We start from the raw sequence: 11,433 nt of genomic DNA on the forward strand, positions 1-11,433 counted from the left end.
GGCGGCCCGGGGGCCGGACTCAGTCCCCCAGTACCCGCCGCAGGTAGTCGTTGCCGAACACCCGGTCCGGGTCCAGCCGGTCCCGGAGCGCCGTGAACTCCCCGAAGCGCGGGTACACCCGGGAGAAGTACTCCGCGTCCCGCGTGTGCACCTTGCCCCAGTGCGGCCGCCCGCCGTACTCGGTGAAGATCCGCTCGGCGGCCGTGAAGTAGGCCTGGTACGGGGTGCCCTTGTACATGTGCACCGCGATGTACGCGCTCTCGCGGCCCGAGGCCGTCGACAGGGTGATGTCGTCCGCCGGAGCCGTCCGCACCTCCACCGGGAAGCTGATCCGCAGGTCGGAGCGGTCCACCACGGCCTTCAGCTCCCGTAGCGCCTCGACGACGCGCTCGCGCGGAAGGGCGTACTCCATCTCCACGAACCGCACCCGGCGCGGACTCGTGAACACCTTGTACGGGATGTCGGTGTAGGTGCGCGCCGACAGGGCGCGGCTCGCGACCCGGGCGATGGAGGGGATGGCCGCCGGGACGGCGCGGCCGAAGGAGTTGACGGCCTGGAAGATGCCGTTGGACAGCAGCTCGTCCTCGACCCAGGCGGAGACCGCTCCGGGCGGGGCGGCCGGGCCCTGGCTGCGGTTGTTGCGCTTGGTGTTGCAGTTGCCGGTGTGCGGGAACCAGTAGAACTCGAAGTGCTCGTTCTCCGCGTGGTGCTGGTCGAACTCGGCCGTCACCCGGTCGAAGCCCATCGGCTCCTCACGGGCGGTCAGGAAGAAGAGCGGCTCCACCGCGAAGGTGAGCGAGGTGACGACGCCGAGTGCCCCGATGCCGAGCCGGGCCGCCGCGAAGACCTCGGGGTTCTCCTTCTCAGAACACGCCAGCAGCCTCCCGTCGGCCGTGACCAGCTCCAGGCCGCGTATCTGGGTGGCGAGGGAGGCCGAGTCGCGGCCGGTCCCGTGGGTGCCGGTGCTGGTGGCCCCGGAGACCGTCTGCTCCATGATGTCGCCCATGTTGGTGAGCGACAGGCCCTCCTTGGCGAGGGCCAGATTGAGGTCTTTCAGGACCGTGCCCGCCGCCACGGTGACGGTGCCGGCGGTCCGGTCGATCGCCTGGATCCCGGCCAGTGCCTGCGGGCGGATCAGCACCCCGTCGGTCGCGGCGGCCGCGGTGAAGGAGTGGCCGGTGCCGACCGCCTTCACCTTCAGCCCGTCCCCGGCGGCCCGGCGGACCGCCTCCTGGAGCTCCCCGACCGATGCCGGGGTGACCACGCGCGCGGGCGTGGCGCTGACGTTGCCCGCCCAGTTATGCCACGCGGCGGTCCGTGTCCCGCTGCTGCCTGCTGTCCCCGTCGTCGCCATCGTTGGAAGGCTCCTCCCCTTGCGCCGACCTCGTCAGCCGGCGGTAACCCGCGAACGCAACCGCTGCCGCGGCGGTCCCCGCCGAGATGGAGACGACGTACCCGGTCTTCGCGCCGGCGGCGTCGATGACCCAGCCGGCCGCGGAGGAGCCGAGCGCTACCCCGACCGCGAGGCCGGTGCTGATCCAGGTCATGCCCTCGGTCAGCTTCGCGCGTGGTACGTGCGCCTCGATCAGGGCCATCGTGGTGATCATCGTGGGAGCGATGGCGAGACCCGAGACGAAGAGCGCCACGGCCAGAAACGGAAGGTTCCCGGCCAGTAGGAGGGGGATCATACTCACGGCCATCGCACAAATGCCCAGCACCCACCTGCGTTCCGCCTTGCCCTTGAGGTGCAGCAGGCCGAAGACGATGCCGGCGAGGCAGGAGCCGACCGCCCAGATCGCGAGGATGAAACTGGCGGCGGCCTTGTGTCCCCGCTCCTCGGCGAAGGCCAGCGTGACCACGTCGATGGAGCCGAAGACGGCCCCGGTGGCCACGAAGGTGGCCACCAGCACCTGCAGTCCGGGGGAGCGGAGCGCCGAGGTCCGGTCCGCGTCCACGCCGCGGGGGTGCGGGGCCGGTTCGGTGGCGCGCTGCGCGGTCAGCCACCAGACGCCCACCAGCAGGCAGGCCGCGGCGACCAGCGGGCCCGCCTCCGGGAACCAGGTGGTGGAGAGTCCGATGGCGACGATGGGTCCGAAGATGAAGCAGACCTCGTCGAGGACGGACTCCAGGGAGTACGCCGTGTGCAGTTCGCGCGGCGAGTCCCGGTAGATGGCCGTCCACCGGGCGCGGATCATCGAGCCCACGCTGGGTACGCAGCCGGCGAGCGCGGCGAAGACGAACAGGGACCAGTCGGGCGCGTTGTTGGCCGCGCACAGCAGCAGGCCGGAGATGGCCAGGAGCGCGAGCAGGGTCGCCGGGCGCAGGACGCGGCGCTGGCCGTACTGGTCGACCAGGCGGGAGACCTGCGGGCCGATCGTGGCGGCGGAGAGCGCGAGGGTGGCGGTGAGGGCGCCGGCCAGCGAGTAGCGGCCGGTGAGCTCGGAGATCATCGTCAGGATGCCGATGCCGACCATGGAGAGCGGTAGCCGGCCTATGAGGCCGGCCGCGCTGAATCCCCGGCTCCCGGGGGCGGCGAAGATCGCGCGGTAGGGACTGGGCAAGGTGCCCTCCGTAAGGGACGTCATTGGCCCATACAGGTTACGGCCGGGCGCGGGGAGTCCGCATGAGGAAGGCGCGAGGGAAACCAAGGGCGCCCTTACCCGTCGGTGGGGCGGTCTCGGACGCCGGGCCTGTTTCCCGCCGGGCGGCGTCGGGTGGCAGGATTCGAGGCATGTCCGACCAGCTCCGCGCCCCCGCCACCGGCCCGGCCGAAGGCCCCGCCGCCCCCTACGACGCCCTCCTGCTGCTGTCCTTCGGCGGCCCCGAGGGGCCCGACGACGTCGTGCCGTTCCTGGAGAACGTCACGCGTGGGCGCGGTATCCCGCGCGAGCGGCTCAGAGAGGTCGGGCAGCACTACTTCGGCTTCGGCGGCGTCAGCCCGATCAACGGCCAGAACCGCGAGCTGCTGGACGCGCTGCGCAAGGACTTCGCCGGACACGGGCTGGACCTGCCGGTCTACTGGGGCAACCGCAACTGGGCCCCCTACCTGAACGACGTGATGCGCGAGATGGCCGCCGACGGGCGCCGCCGCATCGCGGTGCTCGCGACCAGCGCGTACGCCTCGTACTCGGGCTGCCGGCAGTACCGCGAGAACCTCGCCGACGCGCTCGCCCTGCTCGTCGAGGAGGGCGTGGCCGAGGCGGAGCTGCCGAAGGTCGACAAGCTGCGGCACTACTTCAACCACCCCGGCTTCGTGCAGCCCATGATCGACGGCGTGCTGGCCTCGCTGGCCTCGCTGCCCGAGGAGAAGCGGGCCGGGGCGCACCTGGCCTTCACCACGCACTCCATCCCGACCGCGGCCGCCGACGCCTCCGGACCGGTCGGGGACCACACCGCGGACGGCGAGGGCGGGGCCTACGTCGAGCAGCACCTGGACGTCGCGAAGCTGATCGCCGACGCGGTCCGCGCCGAGACCGGCACCGAGCTGCCCTGGGAGCTGGTCTACCAGTCGCGCAGCGGCGCCCCGCACATTCCGTGGCTGGAGCCGGACATCTGCGACCACCTCGAGGCCCTGCACGCGGCGGGCGCGCCGGCGGTGGTCATGGTGCCGATCGGCTTCGTCTCGGACCACATGGAGGTGCTGTACGACCTCGACACGGAGGCGACGGCGAAGGCCGCCGAGCTGGGTCTGCCCGTCGCGCGCTCGGCCACGGTCGGCGCCGACCCCCGGTTCGCGGCGGCGGTACGGGACCTCGTGCTGGAGCGGGCCGCCGCGGAACGCGGGGAGGCGGTGGAGCGCTGCGCGCTCGGGCTGCTCGGAGCCGGTCACGACCTCTGCGCGGTGGGCTGCTGCCCGGCGCGGGGGCCCCGGCCGGCCGCGGCGGGCGTGGACAGTCCGTACGCGTAGAAGGTCCGAAGGGGAGCAGACGGTCCGTAGGTGCGGGCGGTCCGTACGAGCAGGAAGAACTGGAGCCGGGCGTGATCTCCGAAGAGCTGAAGACCGAACTGCTGGACGTGGCCCTGGAGGCGGCCGGCCGGGCGGGCGCACTGCTGAGGGACGGGCGGCCCGCCGATCTGGCGGTCGCGTCGACCAAGACGAGTCCGATCGACGTGGTGACCGAGATGGACATCGCGGCGGAGAAGCTGATCACCGGCATCCTCGGGGAGCGGCGGCCCGGGGACGGACTGCTGGGCGAGGAGGGCTCCGACACGGCCGGCACCAGCGGCGTGCGGTGGGTCATCGACCCGCTGGACGGCACCGTGAACTATCTCTACGGGCTGCCGACCTGGGGCGTGTCCATCGCGGCCGAGTACCGCGGCGAGACGGTGGCCGGCGTCGTGGCGGCGCCGATGCGCGGGGAGACCTACCACGCGGTGCTGGGGCGCGGGGCCTGGCTGGGCGAAGCCCGCCTGGCCTGCAGGCCAGGCGCTCCGCTGGACCAGGCGCTGATCGGCACCGGTTTCGCGTACGTCCAGACCCGGCGGGCGCACCAGGCCGACGTGGTGCAGCGGATCATCCCGCTGGTCCGGGACATCCGGCGCGGCGGTTCGGCGGCGATCGACCTGTGCGACGTGGCCGCCGGGCGGCTGGACGGCTACTGGGAGCGCGGGCTGAACCCCTGGGACCTGGCGGCGGGCGAGCTGATCGCGCGGGAGGCGGGCGCGGTGACGGGCGGCCGGGCCGGAGAGCCCGCCTCGGGCGAACTCGCGCTGGCCGCCACCCCCGCGGTGTTCGCCTCGCTGCGGCCGCTGCTGGACGAGGCCGGGGCCTGGCACGACTGAGCGGACCGTCCGGGGCGCGCCCCGGACATGAGGGAACCCCGGCGGCCGGGTGGCGGCCTCCGGGGTCCGGGGGTGTCGTGGCTTACGGCGGCTGGAGTCAGCAGGCGGAAACGGTGACGGGAACGCCGTGATCGGCGGCGATGCGCTGGAGGTCTTCCAGCTCCGCCTGTTCCACTTCCACGAGGAAGTCGTCGCCCGTCTCGCGAGCCTGCCTGAGGTCCGACTGGGTGCTCCTGATGCGCTGCAGGAGACCCGCGGTGAATGCGTCCATGGTGGGTTCGCCCCCTCTTCGTGGGTCGGCGGCGGCACGTGGCGGTGCGCCGTCAGGGAGTGTTCGGGGTGTGAAGTCGTCCTCCCCGCCGCTCGGGACGCAGAAACCTCCTGAGGCGAGGTAATCCTCACTTCCACCCCTCGGGTAACCGCCGTGCGGCGTCTTACAGCCGGTTTACCGGCGAAAGGGGCAGGATGGAGGCCACATGACACCCCTGCCCTGACGGGCTCTGAGGAAGGAAACGACGTGCGCGTACTCGTCGTCGAGGACGAGCAGCTGCTCGCCGATGCGGTGGCCACCGGACTGCGCCGGGAGGCCATGGCCGTGGACGTCGTGTACGACGGCGCCGCGGCCCTGGAGCGCGTCGGAGTGAACGACTACGACGTGGTCGTGCTCGACCGGGACCTCCCGCTCGTGCACGGCGACGACGTGTGCCGGAAGATCGTCGAGCTCGGCATGCCCACCCGCGTGCTCATGCTGACGGCCTCCGGCGACGTGAGCGACCGGGTCGAAGGCCTGGAGATCGGGGCGGACGACTACCTGCCCAAGCCCTTCGCCTTCACCGAGCTGACCGCCCGGGTACGGGCCCTGGGGCGCCGCACCACGGTCGCGCTGCCCCCCGTGCTGGAGCGCGCGGGGATCAAGCTCGACCCGAACCGGCGCGAGGTGTTCCGCGAGGGCAAGGAAGTGCAGCTGGCGCCGAAGGAGTTCGCGGTGCTGGAGGTCCTGATGCGCAGCGAGGGCACGGTCGTGTCCGCCGAGCAGCTCTTGGAGAAGGCGTGGGACGAGAACACGGACCCCTTCACCAACGTGGTGCGCGTGACGGTGATGACGCTGCGCCGAAAGCTGGGGGAGCCGCCGGTCATCGTGACCGTCCCCGGTTCCGGCTACCGGATCTGACGCGGGTGGCAGCGACCCCGGCGCCACCGGCGGCGCCACCGAAACCGACCTGGGACCCCGGCCAGCCCGAGGGTCCTTTCCCTTGGCTGCGGCCGACGATCCGGATACGCCTGACGCTGCTGTACGGCGGGATGTTCCTGATCGCAGGCATCCTGCTGCTGTCGATCATCTACCTGCTGTCGGCCCAGGCACTGCGGCAGGGCAACGCGCTGCCGTTCACGATCGTGGGCGGCGGACCGATCCAGGTCACGAGCAGCTGCCCCGGCGTGAGCGGTACGGGCCAGATGCCCGACCAGTTCAACGCCGCGATCAACACCTGCATCCTCGAACAGCGCCGGCACGCGCTGGACGATCTGCTGAGCCGCTCGCTCATGGCGCTGATGGGGCTGAGCATCATCGCCTTCGCCTTCGGCTACGCGATGGCCGGACGGGTGCTCTCGCCGCTCGGCAAGATCACCCGGACCGCCCGCCGGGTGGTCGGCTCCGACCTGACCCGGCGGATCGAGCTGGACGGGCCTGACGACGAGCTCAAGGAGCTCGCCGACACCTTCGACGAGATGCTCGACCGGCTGGAGCGGGCCTTCACGGCCCAGCAGCGGTTCGTGGCCAACGCCTCGCACGAGCTGAGGACCCCGCTGGCCATCAACCGGACGCTGCTGGAGGTGCACCTCTCCGACCCCGGTGCGCCGGTGGAGCTGCAGCAGCTCGGCAAGACGCTGCTCGCCACCAACGAGCGCAGCGAGCAGCTGGTCGAGGGCCTGCTGCTGCTGGCCCGCAGCGACAACCAGATCATCGAGCGCAAGCCCGTGGACCTGGCGGAGGTGGCCTCGCGCGCCCTCGACCAGGCGCGCGGGGAGGCGCAGGCCAAGGGCGTGGAGATCCGCGGCGAGCGCGCGCTGGCCGTGGTGCAGGGCAACGGTGTGCTGCTGGAGCGGATCGCGCTCAACCTGGTCCAGAACGCCGTCCGCTACAACGTGCCCGAGGGCGGCTGGGTGGAGGTCACCACCGAGGCCGTGCACGGGCAGGCGGTCCTGCTGGTATCGAACACGGGTCCCGTGGTTCCCGCGTACGAGGTGGACAACCTCTTCGAGCCCTTCAGACGGCTGCGTACGGAGCGCACGGGCAGCGACAAGGGTGTCGGCCTCGGCCTCTCCATCGCGCGCTCCGTGGCGCGCGCACACGGCGGGAGGATCCAGGCGGTCCCGCGCGAGGGCGGTGGCCTCGTGATGCGTGTCACTCTGCCCCTGTGAGCACGACCACCCCGTGTTCGCTGTTGGCTGAATGCTTGGGTCATGAAGGCAGTGACTTCTGTGCGATCGATCACAGTGCCGAGTGTCCGGTCATATGCGTTCAGTGACCTTGGGGCGGCCGGAAAGCCCGGGAAGTCCGGGTTTCCGGCCCCCCTAACGGCGGGAAATACATGGGGTGGCGTTTGTGCAAGACGGCCCCCGGACCGTGTACGGTCCCGGTCGTCATCCCAGCTAATCGCCGCTTCCGATGTGCGGCTGGGTGTCGATTGAGTAACAGACCTTGATGTGAGGCAAAATCTCCGCCTCAGGTCGGGCACAAGTCCGGCCTCTCGCGCGTTACGTGCGCTGAGACACCCGCTAAATCCCAGAGGGGGAGAGCGAACTATGGCAACGGACTACGACACTCCGCGCAAGACCGACGACGACGTCGACAACGACAGCATCGAAGAGCTGAAGGCTCGTCGAAACGAGAAGTCGTCCTCGAACGTCGACCTGGACGAAATCGACAATGCGGAAGGCCTCGACCTGCCCGGCGCGGACCTCTCCAACGAGGAACTGGCCGTTCGGGTCCTGCCCAAGCAGGCCGACGAGTTCACCTGCACGAGCTGCTTCCTGGTGCACCACCGCAGCCAGCTGGCACGCGAGAAGAACGGTCAGCCGATCTGCCGCGAATGCGACTGAGAGGCATCGGCCGTGACTGGCTCGACACCATTTTGGAAGCGGCGCTTCCGAAAGTCTGGTGATCCGGCGGAGACGCACGAGGGAACCAAGGATCTGGAAACGGGCCCTGGAGCCCCCGGCGTACCCGCCGTGCTCCCCGACACCGCCGAGGCGGTGCCGTCGGCCTCCGGGTCCGACGAGGGGTCCCGGTACAGCTCCGGGGTCCGTCGGCTGCAAGCCGTCAAGAACGGTGTGCGCAAGGGCGGCGAAAGTGCCAGGGCCGCCGCCCTTTACCTCACCGACCGAGTCATCGAGAACGCACCGCGCGTTCCGGTTCGGGACCTCGCGACCCTGCGCGCGCAGTTCCCGGGCCTCGGGCCCGACCTGCTTGCCGACAAACTGATCTCGGGCGCCGCCAACGCCACCTCCACGGTCGGCGCCGGGATCGGCGCGGCCGCCATGCTGCCGGTGCCCCCCGCCATGCCGGCCGAGCTGGCCGCCGAGATCACCGGGGTGGCCGCGATCGAGCTGAAGCTCATCGCCGAACTCCACGAGGTCTACGGCCTGCGGCCGCCCGGCAGCCTCAAGCAGCGCAGCGTCGCCTACCTCACGTCGTGGACGGAGGAGCGCGGGGTCGACCTGACCAAGCCGACGACGCTGAACGCGGCGCTCGGCGGCCAGATGAAGCGCGAACTGCGCCAGCAGATCATGAAGCGGATGTTCCGCAACCTGCCCAACCTGATGCCGTTCATGGTCGGCGCCGCAGTCGGAGCGGTCATGAACCGCCGGGACACCCGCAAACTCGCCGAGAAGGTCCGTGCGGACCTGCGGGCACGCGCCGTGCCCTGGGACGCGCTGCCGCAGCTCCCGCCCCTTGAGCGGCCCGCCGAGGCCCTTCCCGAGGCGGCCAGGGCCGCCCTCGAGGGCCGCGCGTTCGACCCGCGGACCACCGACCCGCGGGCCTGAGCCCGGCCGGGGTCAGTCCCGGCCCTGCGCCGCGCGGATCGCCGCCACCAGGGCCTGCGGCTCGCGGGTGGAGACGTAGACGTACGGGGTCGGGTCGGCCGGGTCGGTGACTTCGACGCGGACCGCCGTCGGCACGTAGCCGCGCAACAGCATGAAGGCGCGGGCGTCGGCCTTGTACGTACGCCAGGCACGGGCCTCCTCCGCGTCCAGCGCCTCCGGGTCGCCGAGCGCCGCCACCGGGATCCGGGCCTCCCCTGCGGCCAGCGCGCCGCCCACCACGCGCACGCGCTGGGAGCCGTACGAACTCACCATCAGCCCCGTCAGCGCGGTGCCCCCGACCAGCCCGGCCAGCAGCGGCAGCGTGCCCAGCGGGAGCAGCATCAGCGCGCAGGCCAGGCCGGTGAGGAGGGCGATGCCCCACCAGGAGAGGGGGGCCGTCAGGCGTTCGTCGTGGTGCGCGGGGGAGAGCTGCATGCGGTCAAGCCTGCCACGAGGCGACCGGCGGGTAGCCGCGCGGGTAAGGTCTGCGGCTGTGAGTGGACGAAACACAGCGTTGACGCCCCCCGCCGATGCCACGGCGCCGGTGCGGCACCCCGATGCCCCGGCCCCCGGCGAACTGCTCGGCGCGCACTACGAGCACTGCTTCGGATGCGGCGAGGGCCAGCCGCACGGGCTCCATCTGGAGGCCCGCGCGGGTGAAGGCGTGCGCGTCACCGCCGAGTTCACCGTCAAGCCCGCCCACCAGGGTGCACCCGGCCTCGCCCACGGCGGCGTCCTCGCCACTGCGCTCGACGAGACCCTCGGCTCCCTGAACTGGCTGCTGCGCGTCATCGCCGTCACCGGCCGGCTGGAGACGGACTTCGTCCGGCCCGTGCCCGTGGACACCGTGCTGTACCTGGAGGCGGAGGTCACCGCCGTCGCCGGCCGGAAGATCTACTCCCGCGCGGTCGGTCGAATAGGCGGTCCCGAGGGGCCCGTCGCACTGCGCGCCGACGCCCTCTTCATCGAGGTGAAGGTCGACCACTTCATCGACAACGGACGGCCCGAGGAGATCCGGGCGGCGATGGCCGACCCGGACCAGGTCAGGCGCGCACGCGCCTTCGAGGTGAACCCCTGATGTCTGAGAACAACACCGGCGTGGCCGTGGCCATCCGCCGCGTCGACCCGGAGGTGCCGATTCCGGCCTACGGGCACCCGGGCGACGCCGGCTGCGATCTGGTCACCACCGTGGCCGCGGAACTGGAGCCGGGAGAGCGGGCGGTCCTGCCCACCGGGATCTCCATCGCCCTGCCCGACGGGTACGCGGCGTTCGTGCACCCCCGTTCGGGCCTGGCCGCCCGCTGCGGGCTCGCACTCGTGAATGCCCCCGGGACGGTGGATGCCGGGTACCGTGGGGAGATCAAGGTGATCGTGGTCAATCTCGACCCGCGCGAGAGCGTCAGGTTCGAGCGTTTCGACCGCATTGCCCAGCTGGTTGTCCAGCGGGTCGAGCAGGTGCGCTTCCACGAGGTGGCGCAGCTTCCCGACTCGGCGCGGGCCGAGGGGGGTTTCGGCTCCACCGGTGGTCATGCGGCCGTGGCCGGATCCGGCGCTGGTCAGCAGGGTGGGAATGGCTACGCTTCGGTCGTATCCGACCGGGAAGGACAGTGACGTGTTCGGACGTCGCAAGAAGAACGATTCCGTCAAGGACGGCGGCGCGGCCGAGCAGGTCGTCGGCGGCGTCGGTGCCGATGAGCAGGACGGCACGGAGGAGACCGACGGGGTACAGCGACGCAGGGTGAACCTGCCGCCGGCCCCGCGGCCCGACGGCCCGTGGGACATCTCGGAGGTCCCGGGCAACCCCGAGGACGGCCGGGTCGACCTCGGCGGCATCCTCGTACCGGGTGTCGAGGGCATGGAGCTGCGCGTCGAGGTCGCCGGTGACGCGATCGTCGCCGCGACCGTGGTGCTCGGCGACAGTGCCGTGCAGCTGCAGGCCTTCGCCGCGCCCCGCAAGGAAGGCATCTGGGGCGAGGTCCGCGAGGAGATCGCCGAGGGCATCACCAAGCAGGGCGGCATGATCGACGAGGTCGAGGGCCCGCTCGGCTGGGAGCTGCGCGCGCAGGTCCCCGTACCGCTTCCGGACGGGCAGACCGGCGCCCAGCTGGTCCGCTTCGTCGGCGTGGACGGTCCGCGCTGGTTCCTGCGCGGCGTCATCTCCGGCCAGGGCGCGGTGCGTCCCGAGTCGGCAGGTGTGCTGGAGCGGATCTTCCTGGACACCGTCGTGGTCCGCGGAGAGGGCCCGATGGCCCCGCGCGACCCGATCGTCCTGAAGCTGCCGAACGACGCGCAGATGGTGCCGGACGGCGTGCAGACCGAGGACCAGGATGGCTCCCGCTTCGGCGGTGGCATGGGCCAGCTCGAGCGCGGCCCGGAGATCACCGAGGTCCGCTGACCCCGGTGACGATCCCGTACGGCTGTGGGCCGCACTCCTGCGGGGGTGCGGCCCACAGCCGTCTCCGCAGGCGGTATCCCCCTTCGAGTGCCCGGGGTGTCAGGGAACCGTCAGAGATCCGTCCCTAGCCGGTCATCGGCGCGTGAACGGGGCGGACGTCCCGGAGAATG

General features: G+C 71.6%; 13 protein-coding genes. 9 read left to right on the forward strand and 4 right to left on the reverse strand.

What is annotated here, in order from left to right:
* Positions 1 to 19: 19 nt before the first annotated feature.
* Positions 20 to 1,354 carry a D-arabinono-1,4-lactone oxidase gene (locus OTB20_RS23620; protein WP_267820388.1) on the reverse strand — a complete coding sequence of 445 codons (1,335 nt, stop codon included), beginning with the start codon at positions 1,352 to 1,354 and terminating at the stop codon, positions 20 to 22.
* Entirely contained in the window at positions 1,299 to 2,561 is a 1,263-nt protein-coding gene (locus OTB20_RS23625) for an MFS transporter (RefSeq protein ID WP_267820389.1), read from the reverse strand. The genes OTB20_RS23620 and OTB20_RS23625 overlap by 56 nt, the downstream gene beginning before the upstream one ends.
* A gap of 170 nt (positions 2,562 to 2,731) precedes the next feature.
* Between OTB20_RS23625 and OTB20_RS23630 the strand changes: the two genes are divergently transcribed.
* Both OTB20_RS23630 and OTB20_RS23635 read left to right on the forward strand, forming a co-directional pair.
* The gene (locus OTB20_RS23630; protein WP_267820391.1) at positions 2,732 to 3,907 is read left to right on the forward strand and encodes a ferrochelatase; all 1,176 of its coding nucleotides are present in this window, start codon (positions 2,732 to 2,734) and stop codon (positions 3,905 to 3,907) included.
* A gap of 71 nt (positions 3,908 to 3,978) precedes the next feature.
* Positions 3,979 to 4,782, forward strand: coding sequence for an inositol monophosphatase family protein (locus OTB20_RS23635; RefSeq protein ID WP_420716474.1), 804 nt, complete (start codon positions 3,979 to 3,981; stop codon positions 4,780 to 4,782).
* Positions 4,783 to 4,879: 97 nt separating this feature from the next.
* On the opposite strand, the gene OTB20_RS23640 is transcribed toward OTB20_RS23635, so the two are convergent.
* The gene (locus tag OTB20_RS23640) at positions 4,880 to 5,053 is read right to left on the reverse strand and encodes a hypothetical protein (protein WP_204357838.1); all 174 of its coding nucleotides are present in this window, start codon (positions 5,051 to 5,053) and stop codon (positions 4,880 to 4,882) included.
* A 246-nt stretch (positions 5,054 to 5,299) separates the two neighbouring features.
* Between OTB20_RS23640 and OTB20_RS23645 the strand changes: the two genes are divergently transcribed.
* The 4 genes from OTB20_RS23645 (at position 5,300) to OTB20_RS23660 (ending at position 8,829) form a co-directional block, all read left to right on the forward strand.
* The gene (locus tag OTB20_RS23645; RefSeq protein ID WP_112451148.1) at positions 5,300 to 5,953 is read left to right on the forward strand and encodes a response regulator transcription factor; all 654 of its coding nucleotides are present in this window, start codon (positions 5,300 to 5,302) and stop codon (positions 5,951 to 5,953) included.
* Between the two features lie 5 nt (positions 5,954 to 5,958).
* Positions 5,959 to 7,203, forward strand: coding sequence for a sensor histidine kinase (locus OTB20_RS23650; RefSeq protein WP_267820394.1), 1,245 nt, complete (start codon positions 5,959 to 5,961; stop codon positions 7,201 to 7,203).
* Between the two features lie 384 nt (positions 7,204 to 7,587).
* The gene (locus OTB20_RS23655) at positions 7,588 to 7,884 is read left to right on the forward strand and encodes a DUF4193 domain-containing protein (protein ID WP_112451146.1); all 297 of its coding nucleotides are present in this window, start codon (positions 7,588 to 7,590) and stop codon (positions 7,882 to 7,884) included.
* Between the two features lie 12 nt (positions 7,885 to 7,896).
* Positions 7,897 to 8,829, forward strand: coding sequence for a hypothetical protein (locus OTB20_RS23660; RefSeq protein WP_267820396.1), 933 nt, complete (start codon positions 7,897 to 7,899; stop codon positions 8,827 to 8,829).
* A gap of 12 nt (positions 8,830 to 8,841) precedes the next feature.
* Here OTB20_RS23660 and OTB20_RS23665 read toward each other — a convergent pair whose 3' ends face one another.
* Positions 8,842 to 9,303 (reverse strand): DUF3093 domain-containing protein, encoded by a 462-nt coding sequence (locus OTB20_RS23665; RefSeq protein ID WP_267820398.1) that lies wholly within the window; start codon positions 9,301 to 9,303, stop codon positions 8,842 to 8,844.
* Between the two features lie 58 nt (positions 9,304 to 9,361).
* Here OTB20_RS23665 and OTB20_RS23670 point away from each other — a divergent pair, with 58 nt between their 5' ends.
* From OTB20_RS23670 to OTB20_RS23680, 3 genes are read left to right on the forward strand one after another with little or no spacing between them, the layout of a single operon-like run.
* Positions 9,362 to 9,946 carry a PaaI family thioesterase gene (locus tag OTB20_RS23670; RefSeq protein WP_267760730.1) on the forward strand — a complete coding sequence of 195 codons (585 nt, stop codon included), beginning with the start codon at positions 9,362 to 9,364 and terminating at the stop codon, positions 9,944 to 9,946.
* A complete protein-coding gene (dut, locus tag OTB20_RS23675; RefSeq protein WP_267760728.1) occupies positions 9,946 to 10,479 on the forward strand; it encodes a dUTP diphosphatase in 534 nt (177 codons plus the stop codon). Before OTB20_RS23670 ends, dut begins: the two co-directional genes overlap by 1 nt.
* 1 nt (position 10,480) lies before the next feature.
* The gene (locus tag OTB20_RS23680; RefSeq protein WP_267820400.1) at positions 10,481 to 11,263 is read left to right on the forward strand and encodes a DUF3710 domain-containing protein; all 783 of its coding nucleotides are present in this window, start codon (positions 10,481 to 10,483) and stop codon (positions 11,261 to 11,263) included.
* Positions 11,264 to 11,433: the final 170 nt, after the last annotated feature.

This window comes from Streptomyces sp. H27-H1 (assembly GCF_026627445.1).
Taxonomy (GTDB): Bacteria; Actinomycetota; Actinomycetes; order Streptomycetales; family Streptomycetaceae; genus Streptomyces.

What these genes read in the sequence shown, in the direction of transcription:
- OTB20_RS23620 (WP_267820388.1), bottom strand. Translation starts at nt 1,354, where the DNA reads ATGGCGACGACGGGGACAGCAGGCAGCAGCGGGACACGGACCGCCGCG.
- OTB20_RS23630 (WP_267820391.1), top strand. Translation starts at nt 2,732, where the DNA reads ATGTCCGACCAGCTCCGCGCCCCCGCCACCGGCCCGGCCGAAGGCCCC.
- OTB20_RS23640 (WP_204357838.1), bottom strand. Translation starts at nt 5,053, where the DNA reads ATGGACGCATTCACCGCGGGTCTCCTGCAGCGCATCAGGAGCACCCAG.
- OTB20_RS23655 (WP_112451146.1), top strand. Translation starts at nt 7,588, where the DNA reads ATGGCAACGGACTACGACACTCCGCGCAAGACCGACGACGACGTCGAC.
- OTB20_RS23665 (WP_267820398.1), bottom strand. Translation starts at nt 9,303, where the DNA reads ATGCAGCTCTCCCCCGCGCACCACGACGAACGCCTGACGGCCCCCCTC.
- dut (WP_267760728.1), top strand. Translation starts at nt 9,946, where the DNA reads ATGTCTGAGAACAACACCGGCGTGGCCGTGGCCATCCGCCGCGTCGAC.